Annotated in this window: 16 protein-coding genes; 13 read left to right on the plus strand and 3 right to left on the minus strand. The window is 46.8% G+C overall.

Annotated features, from left to right (window positions below):
- Positions 1-2: 2 nt before the first annotated feature.
- From BQ8014_RS17595 to BQ8014_RS17645, 11 genes are read left to right on the plus strand one after another with little or no spacing between them, the layout of a single operon-like run.
- On the plus strand, positions 3-2,177 hold the full coding sequence (locus BQ8014_RS17595) for a penicillin-binding protein (RefSeq protein ID WP_080905496.1): 2,175 nt from the start codon (positions 3-5) through the stop codon (positions 2,175-2,177).
- Positions 2,178-2,195: 18 nt separating this feature from the next.
- Entirely contained in the window at positions 2,196-3,656 is a 1,461-nt protein-coding gene (locus BQ8014_RS17600) for a UDP-N-acetylmuramoyl-L-alanyl-D-glutamate--2,6-diaminopimelate ligase (RefSeq protein ID WP_080905497.1), read from the plus strand.
- Between the two features lie 14 nt (positions 3,657-3,670).
- A complete protein-coding gene (gene mraY, locus BQ8014_RS17605; RefSeq protein WP_080905498.1) occupies positions 3,671-4,930 on the plus strand; it encodes a phospho-N-acetylmuramoyl-pentapeptide-transferase in 1,260 nt (419 codons plus the stop codon).
- Position 4,931: 1 nt separating this feature from the next.
- Positions 4,932-6,269 (plus strand): UDP-N-acetylmuramoyl-L-alanine--D-glutamate ligase, encoded by a 1,338-nt coding sequence (murD, locus tag BQ8014_RS17610; protein ID WP_080905499.1) that lies wholly within the window; start codon positions 4,932-4,934, stop codon positions 6,267-6,269.
- A 13-nt stretch (positions 6,270-6,282) separates the two neighbouring features.
- Positions 6,283-7,605 carry an FtsW/RodA/SpoVE family cell cycle protein gene (locus tag BQ8014_RS17615; protein ID WP_080905500.1) on the plus strand — a complete coding sequence of 441 codons (1,323 nt, stop codon included), beginning with the start codon at positions 6,283-6,285 and terminating at the stop codon, positions 7,603-7,605.
- Positions 7,606-7,639: 34 nt separating this feature from the next.
- Complete coding sequence (murG, locus tag BQ8014_RS17620) at positions 7,640-8,776, plus strand: undecaprenyldiphospho-muramoylpentapeptide beta-N-acetylglucosaminyltransferase (protein WP_080905501.1); 1,137 nt, start codon at positions 7,640-7,642, stop codon at positions 8,774-8,776.
- Entirely contained in the window at positions 8,757-10,133 is a 1,377-nt protein-coding gene (murC, locus tag BQ8014_RS17625) for a UDP-N-acetylmuramate--L-alanine ligase (protein ID WP_080905502.1), read from the plus strand. The genes murG and murC overlap by 20 nt, the downstream gene beginning before the upstream one ends.
- Positions 10,130-10,858, plus strand: coding sequence for a cell division protein FtsQ/DivIB (locus BQ8014_RS17630; RefSeq protein WP_080905503.1), 729 nt, complete (start codon positions 10,130-10,132; stop codon positions 10,856-10,858). Before murC ends, BQ8014_RS17630 begins: the two co-directional genes overlap by 4 nt.
- A 6-nt stretch (positions 10,859-10,864) precedes the next feature.
- Positions 10,865-12,202, plus strand: coding sequence for a cell division protein FtsA (gene ftsA, locus BQ8014_RS17635; protein ID WP_080905504.1), 1,338 nt, complete (start codon positions 10,865-10,867; stop codon positions 12,200-12,202).
- A gap of 28 nt (positions 12,203-12,230) precedes the next feature.
- A complete protein-coding gene (gene ftsZ / locus BQ8014_RS17640; RefSeq protein ID WP_080905505.1) occupies positions 12,231-13,586 on the plus strand; it encodes a cell division protein FtsZ in 1,356 nt (451 codons plus the stop codon).
- A 34-nt stretch (positions 13,587-13,620) separates the two neighbouring features.
- A complete protein-coding gene (locus BQ8014_RS17645; RefSeq protein WP_080905506.1) occupies positions 13,621-14,070 on the plus strand; it encodes a GatB/YqeY domain-containing protein in 450 nt (149 codons plus the stop codon).
- A 72-nt stretch (positions 14,071-14,142) separates the two neighbouring features.
- On the opposite strand, the gene BQ8014_RS17650 is transcribed toward BQ8014_RS17645, so the two are convergent.
- Entirely contained in the window at positions 14,143-14,874 is a 732-nt protein-coding gene (locus tag BQ8014_RS17650; RefSeq protein ID WP_080905507.1) for a response regulator transcription factor RprY, read from the minus strand.
- A gap of 3 nt (positions 14,875-14,877) precedes the next feature.
- The gene (locus BQ8014_RS17655) at positions 14,878-16,446 is read right to left on the minus strand and encodes a sensor histidine kinase (RefSeq protein WP_080905508.1); all 1,569 of its coding nucleotides are present in this window, start codon (positions 16,444-16,446) and stop codon (positions 14,878-14,880) included.
- A 482-nt stretch (positions 16,447-16,928) separates the two neighbouring features.
- On the opposite strand from BQ8014_RS17655, the gene BQ8014_RS17660 reads away from it, so the two are divergent.
- A complete protein-coding gene (locus tag BQ8014_RS17660; RefSeq protein ID WP_080905509.1) occupies positions 16,929-17,618 on the plus strand; it encodes a hemerythrin domain-containing protein in 690 nt (229 codons plus the stop codon).
- 5 nt (positions 17,619-17,623) lie between these two features.
- Positions 17,624-18,241, plus strand: coding sequence for a helix-turn-helix transcriptional regulator (locus BQ8014_RS17665; protein WP_080905510.1), 618 nt, complete (start codon positions 17,624-17,626; stop codon positions 18,239-18,241).
- Positions 18,242-18,245: 4 nt separating this feature from the next.
- Here BQ8014_RS17665 and BQ8014_RS17670 read toward each other — a convergent pair whose 3' ends face one another.
- Entirely contained in the window at positions 18,246-19,532 is a 1,287-nt protein-coding gene (locus BQ8014_RS17670) for a hypothetical protein (protein WP_080905511.1), read from the minus strand.
- Between the last annotated feature and the right edge of the window lie 77 nt (positions 19,533-19,609).

A 19,609-nucleotide genomic window follows, 5' to 3' on the forward strand; every position in this document is an offset into this window, starting at 1 on the left:
GCATGGCGGAGGAAGAAGAAAAAGAAACACAAGCAGAAGAAAAGAGCAAGAATCGCATCTTGGTCCGATACGCTATCGTCGTACTTTTATTGGCGATACCGATCGCCGGCATTGTGGTAAAAGCAATCACAACCGCTTTTATAGAACGGGAAAAATGGGAAAAAGTGGCGGAAAGCCAAAAGAGACCGAACCGCCTGGTTCTTCCCGGACGAGGGAATATTTATTCCTGCGACAGGCAGTTGATGGCTACCAGTGTGCCGCGCTATTATACCTATATCGATTTCGGCGCCGACGGTTTTCTTGTGGACTCTTTCCTCTATTCCAAAACCGACGGAGTGGATTCTTTATCCGTCTATCTGTCACAGAAGCTGAAGAATAAGACCGTAGCCGGCTATAAGTCCCATCTACTCCGGGGCCTGAAATCGAAAAGCCGCCAGTATCCCTTATTTGAAGGACGCATATCCTACACCGACCTGAAAGAGCTGAAAACCTATCCGTTCCTCCGCTACAACCGTTACCGGAGCGGATTCTACACCAAGGAAATGGTGCAACGCCAGAAACCTTTCGGTTCTTTGGCATCCCGTACCATCGGTGATATCTACGGCGAGATAGAGGAGAGCGGAACGACGAAAGGAAAGAACGGCCTCGAGTTACAATACGATTCCCTGCTCCGGGGGGAGGCGGGACTCAGTTCGGTTCGCCGCCTGGGCGGAGGCTGGACGAATGTCATTGAAATCGAACCGATCGACGGGATGGATGTCGTCACGACAATCGACATAGACATTCAGGATATTACGGAGAAAGCCCTGGTCGATATGCTGAAATCTATCGATGCAGAATCCGGCACGGCGGTCGTAATGGAAGTCAAGACCGGAGAGGTCAAGAGTATCACAAACATGGCCCGCATCCGGGAGGGCGTCTATGCAGAGACTAAAAACCATGCGGTAGCCGATGAAATCGAACCCGGATCGACGTTCAAAGTCGCCTCCATTATGGTTGCCCTGGAAGATGGCGTTTGTCAGCCCAGCGATACCGTAGACGTAGGAAATGGCATCTTCATGTATAAAGGTGCACGGATGACGGACCACAACATGAATAAGGGAGGATACGGACGGATATCCGTGGAAGAAGCCATCTGGTTTTCCTCTAACATCGGGGTGGCCAAAACCATACTGAAAGGCTATGAAAACAATCCGACCAAGTTTGTGGAAGGCCTTTATCGCATCGGAATGAACGCCGACCTGCATATAGAGATACCCGGAGCGGGCCGCGCCAAGATCCGTATGCCGAACGACAGTACGCGTTACTGGGCAAAGACGACGTTACCATGGATGTCTTTTGGTTACGAAACACAGATCCCTCCGATCAACACACTTGCATTCTTTAACGCAATTGCCAATGACGGGAAAATGATGCGCCCGATGTTTACCAAAGAAATACAAAAGAACGGCAAAACAATCGAAAAGTTTTCCCCTACGGTCATCAAATCGACGATTTGTACCAGTCATACCCTTGCCATCATTAAGAACATGCTGCTGGGTGTTGTCGAAAACGGAACGGGAAAAGCAGTATATTCGGATGTGATCCGTATTGCGGGAAAGACCGGAACAGCGCAGATTGCAACGGGGGGTAGTTATACCGCTTCGGGGAAATCGCACCAGGTATCTTTCTGCGGCTATTTTCCTGCGGACAATCCGCTTTATTCCTGCATCGTCGTCATCCGGCGCCCCCGCATCGGCTATCCGTCGGGAGGAACAATGTCCGGCGCTGTCGTCAAGACGATAGCCGAGCGGATCTTCGCCAGCCGGATGCCTTCGGATATAAAAAAGATGGAACGGGATTCTATGGCGGTACTTCTTCCCCATGCCAAAGGGGGGGAAACCAGTGCATTAAAGAAAGTTCTCGGGAAGTTACGGATCGATTTCAATGCGGATAGCGTAGAAAGCGATTGGGTAATGGTAAAAAGAGATAGTTTGGAGCTACAACTGAGGGATGTCCCTCTGAACAAAGGACTGGTACCTAATGTCGTAGGCATGGGAGCCAAGGATGCGGTCTATGTTATGGAAAGCGCCGGATTGCGGGTTTCCCTATCCGGAATGGGCAAGGTAACTTCCCAAACGCTGCCTCCCGGACATCGCGTGGTCAGAGGACAAACTGTAGGATTGACACTCAAATAAAAATAAAAGAATCAGGAAATGAAACTAAAAGAATTGATTCAAGCGATAGAAACCGTATCGTCCGCAGGAGCGTCCGATGCGGTGGAAATAACGGGCGTACAGTCGGATTCGAGAGCCGTCAAGCCCGGAAATCTATTTGTAGCGGTAAGAGGTACAGCCGTTGACGGGCACAACTATATAGGCAGCGCTTGGGAAAAAGGAGCCGCAGCCATTGTCTGCGAAGAAATACCGGATGGCAGCCTGCAACACGTCCCATATATTGTCGTCAAGGATTCAGCCAAAGCGTTAGGCCATCTCGTTTCGGAATGGTTCGGACGCCCTTCGGAAAAACTGACGCTGGTAGGCGTAACAGGAACCAACGGAAAGACAACGGTCGCCACCTTGCTTTACGAATTATTCCGGGCGTTGGGATATAAGGTGGGACTGCTTTCCACCGTTTGCAATTATATTGATTCCCGGGCTATCCCGACCGAACATACGACTCCGGATGCCATCACTATGCATTCCTTATTGGCACAAATGGTAGAGGCCGGATGTACACATGCCTTTATGGAGGTCAGTTCCCACGCAATCGACCAGGAAAGGATCAGCGGGCTGGACTTTAACGGAGGGATCTTTACCAACTTGACGCGGGACCATCTGGATTACCATAAAACAGTAGAGAATTACCTGAAGGCAAAAAAGAAATTCTTCGACGGATTACCGGCTTCCGCCTTCGCCCTGACCAATGCGGACGATAAGTCCGGATGGGTGATGTTGCAAAATACGGCCGCCCGGAAACTCTCTTATTCCTTGCAGACACTAGCGGATTTCAAGGGTAAAATCCTGGAATCTCATTTCGAAGGTATGGATCTGGTCATAAACGGGAAAGAAGTATTCGTCCGGTTTGTAGGACGGTTCAACGCTTACAACCTGCTGGCGGTATACGGCGCAGCCATTTCCCTCGGAGAAGAACCGGATAAAGTATTGCTGAAGATGAGCAATCTGGTTCCGGTAGCCGGACGTTTCGAAACAATACCGTCCCCTCTCGGTTATCGGGCTATTGTGGATTACGCCCACACGCCGGACGCCCTGACCAATGTATTGAACGGCATCCATGGCTTATTAAACGGACGGGGAAAAATCATCACCGTCGTAGGAGCCGGTGGAAACCGGGATAAGGGAAAACGTCCGCTGATGGCGAAAGAAGCCGTAAAACTCAGCGACCAGGTTATCCTGACTTCCGACAATCCCCGTTTTGAAGAGCCGGACGCCATTATCCGGGATATGATGGAAGGTGTCGGCGAGAAAGATAAGGAGAAAGTCTTATGTATCACCGACCGTACCCAAGCCATCCGTACGGCTGCGGCATTAGCTAAAGAGGGCGATGTGATCCTCGTCGCCGGTAAGGGGCATGAGGATTACCAGGAGATCAAAGGAGTAAAGCATCCTTTTGACGACCGGGAGAAATTACGAACTATTTTCTCAACCCAACACTAAGAAAAAAGAAAGGTATGTTATATTATCTATTCCATTATTTAGACCAGTTTGACATTCCGGGAAGCGGCATGTTTAAGTATGTATCTTTTCGTTCGGGACTGGCTCTAATCCTCTCCCTGTTCATTTCGACGGCTATCGGGCGCCGTATCATCAACAAACTGCAGGTGATGCAGATCGGAGAAAGCGTCCGCAACTTGGGTCTCGAAGGACAAATGAGCAAAAAAGGAACCCCCACCATGGGAGGAATCATCATCATTATTGCCATCCTGATCCCGGTATTGCTTTGTACGCGTCTGGACAATATTTACATCATTCTGATGATCACCACGACCCTCTGGCTCGGCGCCTTGGGCTTTGCAGACGATTATATCAAGGTATTCAAGAAAGATAAGGAAGGATTACACGGACGGTTTAAGATCATCGGACAAGTCGGCCTGGGATTGATCGTCGGCATAACGCTCTATTTCTCCCCGGACGTAGTGATTCGCGAAAATGTGGAAGTGGTCAAAGGCAACGTCATCGAGGACGTACGGATTCATCCGGCGGAAACAAAGTCGATGAAGACGACTATCCCTTTCATGAAAAACAATAATTTCGATTATTCGTCCTTAGTCCGGTGGACAGGGAAATACCAGGAAATAGCGGTCTGGATACTGTTCGTACTGGCCGTCATCTTTATCGTAACGGCTGTATCGAACGGAGCCAACCTGACCGATGGGCTGGACGGCCTGGCGGCAGGTAGTTCGGCCATCATCGGCGTAGCGCTGGGTATTCTGGCTTATATGTCTTCCCACTTGGAATTTTCCTCCTTCCTGAACATCATGTTTATTCCCGGAGCAGAAGAACTGGTGATCTTTGCCGCGGCATTCATCGGGGCGACGGTCGGTTTCCTGTGGTACAACTCCTATCCTGCCCAGGTATTCATGGGAGATACGGGGAGCCTGACTCTGGGAGGGATTATTGCAGTCTATGCAATAATTATTCGTAAGGAATTGCTGATTCCCATACTTTGTGGTATCTTTCTCGTGGAAAGCCTCAGCGTCATGATACAGGTCTTTTATTTTAGATATACCAAACGAAAATATGGCGAAGGACGCCGGATATTCAAGATGACTCCTCTGCATCATCATTTCCAGAAACCTGGGAATGCAGGCATTCAGGCTCTGATACAAAAGCCATTCAACGTAGTTCCGGAATCAAAGATTGTCGTGCGTTTCTGGCTCATCGGGATTATCCTGGCCGTCATCACCATTGTAACGTTAAAAATGCGATAAGATGGAAAAGAGAATTGTGATTTTAGGAGGAGGCGAAAGCGGAACGGGCGCAGCAGTTCTTGCTAAGATAAAAGGATTTGATGTCTTTTTATCGGACAATGCTTCTATTCAACCTAAATACAAGGATTTACTAAACAAGTACAAGATACCTTGGGAGGAAGGAAAACACACTTCCGAGCTGATTTTAAATGCCTCCGAAGTTGTCAAGAGCCCGGGAATCCCCGACAAGGCACCGATCATTAAGGCGTTGAGGGAACAGCAGACTCCGGTTATCTCCGAAATCGAGCTGGCCGGAAGATACACGGATTCCAAAATGATTTGCATCACAGGAAGCAATGGAAAGACGACGACAACCATGCTGACCTGGCATATTCTGAAACAGGGCGGACTGGACGTAGGCCTGGCCGGCAATGTAGGCAATAGCCTCGCCCTGCAGGTGGCTGTCGATCCTCACCCCTATTATGTCATTGAACTAAGCAGTTTCCAATTGGACAATATGTATCGGTTCAAAGCGGACATTGCCATCTTGCTGAACATTACTCCGGATCACCTGGACCGCTATAATTACGAATTTCAGAATTATGTGGATGCCAAATTCCGCATCCTTCAGAACCAAACGGCAAAAGACGCCTTTATCTTCTGGAATGACGACCCGGTGATCAAAAAGGAAATAGAGAAAAGACATCCGGAAGCCACCCTTTACCCGTTTGCAGAGACTTTCGAGCCGGGTGTCAAAGGCTATACGGAAAACAAAGAGTTAATTATAAAAACAACGAATGGAACCTTTATGATGGAACAAGATTTGTTAGCGCTCAACGGCACGCATAATTTGTATAATTCCCTGGCTGCAGGTATTGCCGCCAAAGTAGTGGATATACAAAACGACAAGATCAGGGAATCATTAAGCGATTTTACCGGGGTGGAACACCGGTTGGAACGGGTCGCCCGTATCCGCGGCGTAGAATATATCAACGATTCGAAAGCGACAAACGTCAATTCCTGCTGGTATGCCCTGCTAAGCGTAAATACCAAAATCGTATTGATCCTCGGGGGAACAGACAAAGGAAATGACTATTCGGAGATCGAGGCCCTTGTCAAGAAAAAAGTGCACACGTTGATCTTTCTCGGCGTCGACAACGCCAAGCTCCATACATTCTTCGACGGAAAAGTGGCACGGATTGCCGACGCCCGCTCTATGGAAGAAGCGGTACGCCTAGCCTATCAATCAGCCCAGAAAGGTGATACGGTTCTTCTATCTCCCTGCTGCGCCAGTTTCGACTTGTTCAAGAACTACGAAGACCGGGGCGAGCAATTCAAAAACTGCGTACGTAATTTATAGAGAGAGACAAAGAATGGATTTGGCAAGTAAACTATTCAAGGGGGACCGGGTAATATGGGTCATATTCATGTTCCTATGCCTGATTTCAGTCACGGAGGTCTTCAGCGCAACCAGCACGATTGCCTATAAGAACGCTTATTTCTGGACTCCGATCGTCCGGCACGCTTCTTTCCTTTTAGGCGGTTTCTTTTTGGTGCTGCTCCTGCATAATATTCCTTACCGGTACTTTTCCCTTATCATTCTCCTGCTGCCGATTTCCATCTTTATGTTGCTGATCACTCCCTTTGTAGGAGTACGCGCCAATGATGCCCACCGCTGGTTAGAGATCTTCGGATTCCAATTTCAACCCTCCGAGTTTGCTAAATTGGCTTGTATTGTCTTTGTTTCTTTCATTCTCAGCAAACGGGTTAAATTCACAGACGAGAAATCGCTTAAATACATACTGATCGGCATAGGCGTGACCTGCTTCCTGATCCTTCCCGAGAATTTCTCCACGGCCTTTATGCTCTTCGGGGTCTGTTTCCTGATGATGTTTATCGGACAATTGCCGCTGGTAAAATTAGGGAAAGTAGCTATCGTTCTGGCTGTTGCACTAGTCGCTTTTATCGCTGTACTGTATTTCGTTCCGGAAGGAGTCTTTTCCAAATATTTCTCCCGGGCGGCGACATGGAAAGAGCGCGTGGTCGATTTTACGAAACATGAGAACAAGGCTGAAGACGGAGACACTTACGTGATCAACGACGACAACTACCAGGTCTCTCATGCGAAGATCGCCATTGTCCGGGGAGGTGTTTTCGGAAGGTTGCCGGGACATAGCCTACAACGGGATTTCCTGCCGCAGGCCTATTCCGACTTTATATACGCTATCATTATCGAGGAATTAGGGCTGATCGGAGGATTCTTCGTTTTATTACTCTATGTCATGCTCCTGATCCGGGTCGGCATGATCGCAAAGAAATGTGATAAACTATTTCCCAAATACCTGGTATTAGGTTGCGGATTATTGATAGTCGTGCAAGCAATCGCCAATATGGCTGTAGCGGTCAACCTGATTCCCGTCACCGGTCAGCCCCTCCCGTTAATCAGCAGGGGAGGAACCTCGACCATGATTTCCTGCGTTTATTTTGGAATCATTCTCAGTATCAGTCGCTATGCAGAAGGTATCGGAATGGATGAGGAAAGTGAAGAGGAAAAGGAAGAAAATCAGACAGGGCCGGATCCCGGACAGCAAGATTTACCTGTTGCTACAGAAGAAGAAGATTCGGAAATCTATGAAATAATCGAGAAAAATCCGCTTAAAGCGGTAAATCCACCCTCAAAAGCGAATCAAAGCTGACAGGACGGATGTTATAAATAAAGAAAAAACAAACATGAGTTCTTATCGAATCATCATAAGCGGCGGAGGTACCGGGGGACATATTTTTCCCGCCGTTGCTATCGCGAATACGTTTAAAAGGAGATTTCCGGATGCGGAGATCCTTTTTGTAGGGGCGGAAGACAGGATGGAGATGGAAAAGGTGCCGGCCGCCGGATATAAAATTATCGGCCTTCCGGTGAAAGGATTCGACCGCTCGCATCTTTTTGCGAATGTCAGCGTCCTCCTGAAACTGTTCAAGAGCCTGAATTTGGCCAGACAGACGGTTCGCTCCTTCCAACCGGACATCGTAATCGGCGTAGGTGGCTATGCCAGCGGGCCGACCTTATGGGCAGCCACTTCGTTCGGCATTCCAACCTTAATTCAGGAGCAGAATTCCTATGCGGGCGTTACGAATAAACTGTTGGCCAAACGCGTTTCCAAAATATGTGTCGCTTATGAGGGGATGGAACGGTTCTTTCCTGCCGATAAAATCGTACTGACCGGCAATCCGGTGCGCCCGGATCTGGAAGAGGCGCTGGACAGGAAAGAGGCGGCATTGGCCTACTTCAGCTTATCCCCGGGAAAAAAGACATTGCTTGTCGTAGGCGGAAGCCTGGGAGCCCGCACGATCAACCAGAGCATAGAGACTCATCTCAATCTTTTGCTGGAAGCAGGCATCCAAATCATCTGGCAAACCGGACGGTATTATAAAGAACAAGTACAGACATTTCTGAAAGATTTTCCGAAGGATTCCATCTGGTGCTCCGATTTCATTTCGCGGATGGATTACGCCTATGCAGCGGCTGATCTGGTAGTTTCCCGCGCGGGAGCCAGCTCGATTTCGGAACTTTGCCTGCTGAAAAAGCCTGCCATCTTGGTTCCTTCTCCCAATGTGGCGGAGGACCACCAGACAAAAAATGCCCGGAGTGTGGCGGATAAGGGAGGGGCGATTCTGATTGCCGATGCAGACGCCAGGGAACAACTGGTTCCCAAAGCGGTGGAAACACTTTCGGATGACACCCTATTACAATCGTTAAGTAAACAGATCGCCCTGCTGGGCAAGCCCCATAGTGCGGAAAATATAGTGGACGAAATCGTCCGGATCATAGATAAAGAAAGAAAGGATAAGAATGGATCTTCAAAAAATTAAAGCGATTTATTTTATCGGCGCAGGAGGAATCGGCATGAGCGCCCTGATCCGGTATTTCCTCTCCAAAGGGAAAAAAGTCGGAGGCTATGACCGTACGCCGAGCGAATTAACCTCCCAACTGGAACAGGAAGGGGCGGCGCTTCATTACACTGACGATTTGGATCTGATACCGGCTGACTTCAAAGTCAAGGAAGAGACACTGGTTATTTATACGCCGGCAGTACCGGAATCGCATACGGAACTGCTGTATTTCCGGAAGCAAGGCTTTGAAATCATGAAACGGGCGCAAGCCCTGGGCCTGATCACACGCCACGAACGGGGGCTATGCGTCGCCGGAACCCACGGGAAGACCACGACCTCGTCGATGATTGCCCATTTATTAAAACAGTCACACGTGGACTGCAATGCCTTCCTGGGAGGGATACTCAAAGAATATGACAGCAATCTGATGCTGTCCGACCGCAGTGACCTGGTGGTTATAGAGGCTGACGAATACGACCGCTCTTTTCATTGGCTGACGCCGTATATGGCTGTTGTAACTTCAGCCGATCCGGATCATCTGGATATTTATGGTACGCCGGAAGCTTATCGAGCTAGCTTTGAGAAGTTCACTCCCCTCATCCGGCCGGGTGGAGTGCTTTTGCTCAAGAAAGGGGTGCGCATCACTCCACAGTTGCAGCCGAACGTGAAACTCTACAGCTATTCGGCCACGGAGAATGCCGACTTTCATGCAGAGCGTATCAGTGTCGAAAAGGGCGAAATTTATTTTGATTTTGTAGGACCGAACGTACGTATCGAGCGAATTCAGCTCGGCGTCCCGGTAAAGATCAATATCGAGAACGGAATCGCCGCGATCGCCATTGCCTGGCTGAACGGCGTAACGCCGGAAGAGATCAAAAAAGGAATGGCAAGCTTTCCCGGAGCTAAACGCCGGTTCGACATTCATCTGAAGAAAGACAATATTGTACTAATAGACGACTATGCTCATCATCCGGCTGAATTGGAGGCAAGCATCCGGTCGGTCAAGGAACTGTATCCGGGAAAAAAGGTGACGGGTATCTTCCAGCCCCATCTTTATTCACGTACCCGGGATTTTGCCGCCGACTTTGCGAGAAGCCTCTCCCATCTGGACGAACTGATCCTGCTGGATATCTATCCGGCGCGGGAAGAACCGATTCCCGGGGTTACCTCCCGGATCATATTCGATAAAGTAACCATTCCGAAAAAACAATTATGCTCGAAAGAACAACTTCTTTCCATTATCTCGAACGAAAACTACGAAGTGCTTCTAATGCTTGGAGCCGGCGATATCGAACAGTTGGTCGAACCAGTTAAAGAAATCATAGAAAGAAAATGACGCGGGTAATCAGCATCATCGTTTCAACGCTTTTCTTCTGCTATCTTCTGGCAGCTTCCCTCTTTTTCTATCAAAGAAGAGAGCCGGGAAATTGCAAAGACGTGATAGTGGAAGTAAAAGACAGCCTGGATAAACACTTTGTCAGCGAGTCGGATATTCTCTCCCTGCTCAGGGGAGCCGGCTTGAATCCGATTAAAAAGCCGCTGGCAAAAGTGAATACGGACCGGATCGAAACGGAATTGCTGAAAAACGAAATGATTGCCAATATTGAGGCTTATAAAACACCTTCCGGCTATATTAAACTTGAAATAAGACAAAAAATGCCTATCTTGCGGGTAATAGGCAATTACGGCAATTTCTACGTGGATAACAATGGCAGCCTGATGCCTGTTAGCCAGCGATATGTTGTCCATGTCCCTATTGCCACGGGTAATGTAGAAAAAGAGTTAGCAATGACTGACTTATATAAATTTGCATTATTTTTGCGAGAGAATGATTTTTGGAACGATCAAATCGATCAGATATTTGTTCATCCGGACGGGGAAGTGGAGTTAATTCCTCGTGTGGGAGATTTCCGGATCCGTCTGGGCGCATTCACCGATTTCGAAGAGAAACTGGCGAATCTGAAGTTATTTTACGAGCAAGCCATCCCGAAAGTAGGATGGGAGAAATACAGCCTGATCGATTTAAAGTACAAGAATCAGATTGTTTGCACTAAAAAATAAGAGAATATGTCATACACGGACTTTATAGCAGCGATAGACTTGGGGACGTCCCACATCGTCGGTATGGTGGGAGCTAAAAACAGTGCCGGAGCTTTTTCCATTTTGGCTTACGAAATAGAGAACTCGGCTTCTTGCATTCGTCGGGGATGTGTATACAACGTCGAGGAGACGGCGAATAAGGTGAAACGACTGATTCGCAAGTTGGAAAACAAACTCAACGGCTCCCAGATCGCAAAGGTCTATATCGGTCTCGGCGGACAATCTATTCATTCGATAGATTATTCCGTCGTAAAAACCTTGGGGAAAGACGGCGTTGTCACTTCTGAAGAGATCAATGCGTTATCCAAAGAATGCCAGGCCTATCGCCCGGATATGCTGGACGTCCTGTCGATCGTCTCTCCGGATTACCTTCTGGATGATAAACAAGAGCCGAATCCGGTCGGAATTCCCTGCAGCCGGATAGAGGCACACTACAAGCTGATTGTCGGCCGCCCTTCGCTCCGCAGGCTGACGATCAACAGTATAAAAGAACGTGCTGGGATCGATATTGCCGGATTTATCGTCTCTCCCCTCGCCTTGGCAAACGCGGTGCTGAGTGAGGACGAAAAAAACTTAGGTTGCGCCCTCATCGGTTTTGGAGCGGGAGTAACTACTTTGTCCGTCTTTAAGAACGGAAAACTGGTCGACCTGTCGGTCATTCCTTTCGGAGGCCATGTGATCACCAAGGACATTACCAGCCTTCATATCGTCGAGTCCGAGGCGGAACGCCTGAAAGTGACTTACGGAAGCGCCATCGTCAATAAAGATAGCGATTTCCAGATCCAACTGAATTCATCGGAAGGGATGGGGATCCGTGAGATCAGCATAGGCGATCTCAACACCATCATCGAAGCGAGAGTCAAGGAAATCATCGAAAATGTCTATGCTCGTCTGGAGGCTACCGGCTCGATTGACTCCTTAGGCGCAGGTATCATCCTAAGCGGTGGTGGCGCAGCCTTGAAAAATTTACCGGAAGCCATACGCGAACGATTTAAAATGGACGTACGCTTCTCCTCCCTTCGCAAAGGGTTGGTAGAAAATGGCTCCATCTTTGCGAATAACCCCGAATTTCTGGTCGGAGTCGGACTGTTACTGGAGGGAACCGAAAACTGCGCCTCCTACGCTCCGCCTAAACAAGAGACCATTACGGTCGAAAACGCAGCTGTAGAAACAGAAGAAGAAACCCGGATAAAGAAAGACCTAAATAAGCCAAAGGAAAAGAAAAAGTCGGTAGGCTTGTTCGGTAACCTTAAGAAGCGTTTTGATGACTTGGGTAAAGGTTTGTTCGACGAGGATGAGGGATAAAAATAACACGAAATAAAAACGGAAAGCAATGGAAGATACGATATTCAAATTTGACTATCCAACCGAAACGCCCAGGATTATCAAAGTAATAGGCGTAGGCGGAGGAGGAGGGAATGCAGTCACCCACATGTACCAGGAGGGCATTCATGATGTTTCCTTTGTTTTGTGCAACACGGATAACCAAGCGCTCAGCCGTTCGGATGTCCCTTTTAAGCTGACACTGGGACGCGAAATCACGCAAGGCCTGGGAGCCGGGAACAAACCGGAACGGGCAAGGATGGCAGCCGAAGAGAGCAAGGAAGAGATCAAGAAGATGCTGAGTGACGGTACAAAGATGGTCTTCATTACTGCCGGAATGGGAGGTGGTACCGGTACGGGAGCGGCTCCTGTTATCGCTAAGATAGCCAAGGACATGGGTATCCTTACGGTCGGCATCGTGACCATTCCCTTCATGTTCGAAGGAGAGCCGAAGATTATCCAGGCGCTGAACGGAGTCGAGGAAATAGCCAAGAATGTAGATGCGCTGCTGGTCATCAACAATGAGCGTTTGCTGGAAATCTACTCGGATCTTACGATTACAAACGCTTTCGGCAAAGCGGACGATACCCTAACCATTGCGGCCAAAAGCATTGCCGAGATCATTACCTTGCCGGGAATCATCAATCTCGATTTCGCCGACGTACACACGACGATGAGCAACGGAGGAGTCGCCCTCATGAGTAACGGCTTCGGAGAAGGGGAAGGCCGCGTGCAGAAAGCCATCAAAGACGCCTTGAATTCTCCCTTGCTGAACAATAACGACATCTTCAATGCCAAGAAGATCCTGTTCAATATTTCATTCAGCAAATCGGCGGAACTATTGGTTGATGAAGTCAATGACATTAAAGACTTCATGGCGCGTTTCGGCCGCGATATCGAAGTGATCTGGGGAACGGCGATTGACGATACGCTCGATAACCATGTGAAAATAACTCTGCTTGCTACCGGTTTCGGGGTAGACGATATTCCTGAAATAGCCAATAAGCATCATGCCGAGGCCGTCCGGATGACAGAACAGGAGTTGCAGGAAGAAGATGAACGCCTGAAGAAGGAAAAAGAGAAAAAGAAATTAATTGAAAAATATTACCGAAACTTCGGAGCACAAATCCGACGCATGTCTACACGCGTAAATGTAGTGGTCTTATCCCCCGAGGAGTTGGATGACGACAATCTGATTTCCGTAATGGAGGACAATCCGACTTATAACCGGGATCCAAAGATTATTTCACGTACCAGGAGCAGGCTTTCCGGAGAGATCGCGCCGAGCGCAATCAAGACGGAAGAGCCTTCTGCCAAACGGAAAAACGCCTCCCCCTCGGACAATAACCGGATCAGTTTCAGGTAAAAAAAATTATAGACAGACTAAAAAAATAAAAGAGATGAGTTTATTTGATCAAATCAGCGACGACATCAAAGCCGCCATGTTAGCAAAAGACAAAGTAAGACTGGAAGCGCTTCGCAATGCAAAGAAATTTTTCCTGGAAGCCAAGACGGCTCCGGGAGCCAACGATACCCTAACAGATGAGGACGCCGTAAAAATCATCCAGAAATTAGTTAAACAAGGGAAAGATTCCGCCGGAATCTATAGCGGACAAAATCGCGAAGACCTTGCCGAAGAGGAATTACAGCAGGTAAAAGTGCTGGAAGCCTATCTTCCCAAGCAATTATCCCCGGAAGAGCTGGAAGCCGAACTGAAGAAAATTATTGCAGAGACAGGAGCTTCCAGCCTGAAAGACATGGGCAAAGTCATGGGAGCAGCCAACAAAACCCTTGCAGGAAAGGCCGAAGGCCGCCTGATTTCGGATACGGTAAAGCGCTTGCTTGCCTAACCTCATTCCTATGATAAAAGGAAAGGCCGTGTCATGATGACACGGCCTTTCCTTTCTATAGAGAGTCCCCTTTTACAGCACCTGGATGCCTTCTTCACGGGCTTGTTCGTCGCCGTTCGGGGTGATCAGCTTATAACCTTTTCCGTGGATATTGATGATTTCAATGCCCGGATCGTCTTTCAACAGTTTACGAAGTTTCGTAATGTAGACATCCATGCTACGTGCATTGAAATAGTTATCATCCACCCAGATAGTCTTCAGTGCATAGTTACGTTCCAGTATTTCGTTGGCGTGGGCGCAGAGCAGGCTCAGCAGTTCACATTCCTTGGTCGTCAACTTGGTCACCTTATCACCGATGGCAAGCGTTTGCTTTTGCGTATCGAACAGGAAATTTCCTAACTTATAGAAAGGAACATCTTTCAATTTTTTCCCTTTTACACGGCGAAGGATCGCTTCGATACGAAGCAACAACTCTTCCATGCTGAAAGGCTTCGTCAGATAGTCATCCGCACCTATTTTGAACCCTTCCAGAATGTCTTCCTTCATCGTCTTAGCCGTCAGGAAGATAATGGGTATATCCGGGTTCAACGAACGTATTTCCTGCGCCAACGTAAATCCATCTTTTTTAGGCATCATCACATCCAATACGCAAAGGTCATATTTGCCTTTGGTAAAGCCCTTGTAGCCAGCTTCTCCGTCGGAGAACAGATCCGTCACATAACCTTTTGCTTGTAAGTATTCTCTTAAAAGCATTCCTAAATTTTCATCGTCTTCACAAAAGAAGATCTTTAGCTTTTCTTCCATAAACTAATTTTTAATAAGGGGTAAAGTAATAATAAATTTTGTTCCTACATTATTGTCGCCGACTTCCGCACGAATACTCCCGAAATGATCTTCCACAATCTTACGGACATAGGCAAGCCCCAGCCCGAATCCCTTCACATCATGCACATTTCCCGTCGGTACTCTGAAAAAACGGTCGAAGACCTTTTTCAGATATTCTTTCTTTATTCCGATTCCGTTATCCTCGACCGAAATAACCAATTTCCCAGTTTCATTCCGCGTACGTACCATCAAATTCAACGGGACATCCGGTTGCCTGTATTTCACGGCATTATCCAGCAAATTAAACAACACGTTCGTGATATGCATCTCATCAACATAAATTCTCGAATCCTCTGCCTCCAGATCTACATCGATCGTTCCTCCGTATTTTTCAACCTTCAGCGTAAAGGTATTCGCTACACTGGCGACCAGATCGTTAGCATCCAACTCTTTCAATTTGAAAGCAGCTTTTTGCTTTTCAAACAGAGACATTTGCAGTACCTTTTCAACAAGGAATCCCAAGCGTTTTGTCTCGTCATTAATAACGGTCGATATGTGTTTAAAGACTTCCGGACTTTTCGTTATATCGGTATCTTTCATCATCTGCGCTGCCAGCGAAATGGTAGATACCGGCGTTTTAAGTTCGTGCGTCATGTTATTTATAAAATCATTCTTCATCTCCGAAAGTTTCTTTTGACGAAAGATTATAAAAAGGGTAAAAATAAACGTTATCAATAGAATCAAAGAAAAAGCTACTGACGGGACAATAAATGTAATCGTACCCCGTATATAGTCACTTTTCGTCGGAAAATAAACCCTTATATAATTCTGCTTCGACGGAAGATCACCCGGAAAGAGTACCTGCGTGAACATTTCCGAGGCATTCGGTTTCTTCAACAACGTATCACTCTGATAAACTGACACCCCGTCTTTATTTATAACCGAAAAGACAAATGGTAAGTTTAAACCATTGTTAATTAATTCCGCTTTTAGGTAATTATTCAATTTTTTAAAATCGACACGTTCATTAATCGGTTTTAAGTTAGCTGTCTGCACAATCGAATAAATGACCTCGTCCACCAAACCTCCCTGATAACTATAGCGCTGCATAAGCGTCTTCTGTATTTCTTCGGAGGCATTCACCAAATCTTTTTTCGTGTCCTTCGGAGGAGCCTTCAGAGTGGAAAGCGGCTCCTCTGTAGTAGAAAACTGCTCTTGCAGTTCAATATGCAGGTAGCTGCCGTCTGCCTGACGGATTACGCGAAGCTGATGATTCTCCTGGCGAATGCTTTGTCCTACCTTTTTCGGGTCCGGCGCATTCTGGTACATATAGCCTAGTTGATTCCGCTTAATATCCTCTTCCAGATACTTGCGAGTCTCGTCCAACTCCAGCGTTTTCGCTACCTGGCGCAAACTCGCCTTTACCGTTTCATTGAACTTTTCACTGCTTGTGCTGAATATAGTGCTGATATATTTAGCTTGCAGGAAAAGTAATCCTGAAAAAGCAAAAGCCATCACACCGGCAAGTAACCAAATCATAGACTTTTTCATAGAAATTATATCCTGTTTATATCGAAACAAATAACGCAGGTTTTAGTTTAATATTCACACAAAAAAGGTAAATTATATCTTCCGTTTTATTAATATTAGTTTACCCTTCTTTGAAAATGAAATCTCAATACACCCAAAATACACTCACAATCCAATAATTAACAAACAGTTATTACAGTAAAAAAAGAAAAACTTTAAATGTTAAAAAAGTAAAGAACGGAAGCATTGCCTCCGGTTATAAAACTCAGCCGACAAAGAAACTTTCCGAAGTTTCATAAGTAAATTCAAGACACTTGTTTTATTGCAAGCCTCTCCTACCTGCCAGGATTAATAAAAAATCAATTGTTTCACTTTTTCCGCTCCTTTTTGTACTTTTGTTAAGGCTCAATGGCAATAATAAAATCTTTTTATCCGCAATTACCTATAGAATGAAAGAAAAAAAGTACCTTTGAATACCTATATAATTTTCAAACGGAAAAAAGATGTTACATAAAACAAGATATAAAGAAACGGATAAAATGAGCGACCTGATTAGTGACAACTACTCCATGCTGCTCGTAATGAGCCGTTTTGGCATTCCTATCGGGGTTGGAGAAAAGAGTATTAAGGAGGTTTGTAAAGAAAACGGCGTTCATGCACCTACATTCCTTGCGGTCGTCAACTTCTTACTAGAGGAAGTACCGCCAAAAATAGACTATAAGACGCTTTCCAAAGAGCACCTGATCGTTTACCTACAACATGCGCACGACTATTTCCTGAATTTCCGGCTGCCTAATATCCGCCGGAAACTAGTTGAAGCTATCAAGGATTGTCCTAAGGACGTCGCTTTCGTAATAACACGCTTCTTCGACGAATATGCGGAGGAAGTCAATAAACACATGATGTACGAAGAACATACGGTATTCCCTTACGTCAGGAAATTGTTGGCCGGCGAAAAAGATCCGCATTATAATATTACGGTGTTCAAGAAACGGCACGACCAGATTGAATTGAAAATTGTAGAACTGAAAAATATCCTCATAAAATATTATCCGATAGACGGCGGCCATCTATTAAATAGTGTATTATATGACATCTTTGACACGGAACAAGACTTGGCTTCACACAATATTGTGGAAGACAGCTTGTTCGTTCCGGCCATTTTAGAGTTAGAAAAAGAGATTAACGCCTGACTTCAATGAACATAACAAATCTGAAAATCGCGATAGCAGAACCGTCCTTTGTTATCAGAAGCGGCTTCGAAGTTATTCTAAAGCGGACCCACAATATTAAAATACAACTGATTGAAATCCCCTCTGCCGAACTGTTGATCGACACGGTCAAGAAAATGCAACCGGATCTGTTATTTATCAATCCTCTGTTCCTCGGTAATTTCGAACTTCTCCGGCTAAAGGAGCACATCAATACGCCGATACGTTATATTGCCCTTGTCTCAAGCCTCCTCGATCCGGCGACTTTAAGCCAATATGATGAAAACATCAATATTTATGACAGCGTGGAAGATATCGAACAGAAACTGGAACGACTGAATGAGCAAAATGAGGAAAAGGACAATGCGGAAGAACAGCAGACATTAAGCACGCGCGAGAAGGAAATCGTCGTCTGCGTCGTCAAAGGGATGACTAACAGGGAAATCGCGGACAAGCTGTTCCTCTCAACGCATACCGTGATCACCCACCGACGGAATATTGCCCGTAAATTGCAAATACGAAGCGCCAGCGGCCTGACAATCTACGCGATTGTTAACAAATTGGTGGAACTCGACGAGATCAACCATCCCCATGCGGAAATTTAACCGGCTAAAATAGATATTGAAGGCGTAAGGTGAAAACATTGTCTTTCCTGTCTTTTTCGTAGCCTTCGACAAAGCTGCTTTTCTCATTCGTATTGATTTCATAATAGGCCTGGAGCCGGATATTTTTACTGAAACGATATAAAGCTCCGAGGCCCCACGTATTCTGCGCCAGATCCGTCCGGGTGGCATAGCTGCCGGAAGCGCCAATCTCCTCCTTCTCTATTTTCGTATTCGGATCATAAGCGTCATATTTCAAGACGGCGGAGAAGGGCGTTTCGCCGATATCCTGTATCAAATAGAAAAAGTAACCCAGGACAGGCCGCTTATATAAAGCATTCTCCGGCAGGTTCTCCGGCCGGGTGCCCGCATTGGGGCTTTTACTACTGCCGGCAATGCCCGGCTGCGTCCCGATCAGGCCTTCTGCGCGAAGCGTTGTCTTGCCGAATGATGAGATAAAACTGATATGGGCGTCAAGGCCAAAGTATTCCCGTTTCAGATAAGTGCCCGGCTTCTCTTTTTCCGATTTGACAAACTGCTTACCGTCCAATGTATAGACTTCGGTCGTCGGGTTATAAACACTACCGTTATAATAAGAGAAACCGGCCCCCCACTCTCCGCCGTTACCAAAAGAATCCTCCGCGCCCAAACGGCCGATAAAGTTTTTTCGGTTATCAGTCTCCGCATGAATCGCATTTCCGGCAAACAGCCCGAAATCCAGGCTGAGAAAATGAAGCGGATCGGTTGCTTTCGGGGTACGGAGTGAGATCATTCCTCCCAGATCCCGCTCGTCAGGAAAGAAAGTCTGAATAATCGTTGCCCGTTCAGGCGATTCCAACCGGCCGGTGGAATAACAGACCTCATAGCCGAAAGGGACACTGAAGAATCCGAACTGAAAACCGGATCGTTTCGTCCACGGGTCTTTCAACCCCAGGTACAGGTCCCTGAAATCAACACCCTTGTCATTCACTTCCAATTGTACGGCCCCCATACCCAGCCCGTCGTTATATTCAAATTTAATGCGTCCCCTGCGGATTCCCATCCGGTTGAAGCCTTCATCCGTATTTTCGTTCTTATCGCCAACCTTCAAGGTTGCTTTTTCCTGTCCGTACTGATATTGGCCCTGAATATAGCCGGACACTTTAAATTGACTCAACTTCCTCACCACTTTATCTAATGCAGCGGTTTCGTTCGCCAATGAATCCATGCGGGAATGCAATGCGTCAGTCTGCGCATTTACAACATAAACGAAAAAAAAGAATAAAAAAGTTGCAATGTATCTCTTCGCTCTCATCCAAGGTTAATTAGTCATAGCAAAATCAGAGGATGCGTCAAAAAAAGAAATCCTGCCAAAATTCATGAGGCTGAATG

This window comes from Parabacteroides sp. Marseille-P3160 (genome assembly GCF_900162725.1).
Taxonomy (GTDB): domain Bacteria; phylum Bacteroidota; class Bacteroidia; order Bacteroidales; family Tannerellaceae; genus Marseille-P3160.

Excerpts from the sequence above, each read along its gene's own strand:
- BQ8014_RS17595 (WP_080905496.1), top strand. The coding sequence starts at position 3 with ATGGCGGAGGAAGAAGAAAAAGAAACACAAGCAGAAGAAAAGAGCAAG.
- BQ8014_RS17600 (WP_080905497.1), top strand. The coding sequence starts at position 2,196 with ATGAAACTAAAAGAATTGATTCAAGCGATAGAAACCGTATCGTCCGCA.
- mraY (WP_080905498.1), top strand. The coding sequence starts at position 3,671 with ATGTTATATTATCTATTCCATTATTTAGACCAGTTTGACATTCCGGGA.
- murD (WP_080905499.1), top strand. The coding sequence starts at position 4,932 with ATGGAAAAGAGAATTGTGATTTTAGGAGGAGGCGAAAGCGGAACGGGC.
- BQ8014_RS17615 (WP_080905500.1), top strand. The coding sequence starts at position 6,283 with ATGGATTTGGCAAGTAAACTATTCAAGGGGGACCGGGTAATATGGGTC.
- murG (WP_080905501.1), top strand. The coding sequence starts at position 7,640 with ATGAGTTCTTATCGAATCATCATAAGCGGCGGAGGTACCGGGGGACAT.
- murC (WP_080905502.1), top strand. The coding sequence starts at position 8,757 with ATGGATCTTCAAAAAATTAAAGCGATTTATTTTATCGGCGCAGGAGGA.
- BQ8014_RS17630 (WP_080905503.1), top strand. The coding sequence starts at position 10,130 with ATGACGCGGGTAATCAGCATCATCGTTTCAACGCTTTTCTTCTGCTAT.
- ftsA (WP_080905504.1), top strand. The coding sequence starts at position 10,865 with ATGTCATACACGGACTTTATAGCAGCGATAGACTTGGGGACGTCCCAC.
- ftsZ (WP_080905505.1), top strand. The coding sequence starts at position 12,231 with ATGGAAGATACGATATTCAAATTTGACTATCCAACCGAAACGCCCAGG.
- BQ8014_RS17645 (WP_080905506.1), top strand. The coding sequence starts at position 13,621 with ATGAGTTTATTTGATCAAATCAGCGACGACATCAAAGCCGCCATGTTA.
- BQ8014_RS17650 (WP_080905507.1), bottom strand. The coding sequence starts at position 14,874 with ATGGAAGAAAAGCTAAAGATCTTCTTTTGTGAAGACGATGAAAATTTA.
- BQ8014_RS17655 (WP_080905508.1), bottom strand. The coding sequence starts at position 16,446 with ATGAAAAAGTCTATGATTTGGTTACTTGCCGGTGTGATGGCTTTTGCT.
- BQ8014_RS17660 (WP_080905509.1), top strand. The coding sequence starts at position 16,929 with ATGTTACATAAAACAAGATATAAAGAAACGGATAAAATGAGCGACCTG.
- BQ8014_RS17665 (WP_080905510.1), top strand. The coding sequence starts at position 17,624 with ATGAACATAACAAATCTGAAAATCGCGATAGCAGAACCGTCCTTTGTT.
- BQ8014_RS17670 (WP_080905511.1), bottom strand. The coding sequence starts at position 19,532 with ATGAGAGCGAAGAGATACATTGCAACTTTTTTATTCTTTTTTTTCGTT.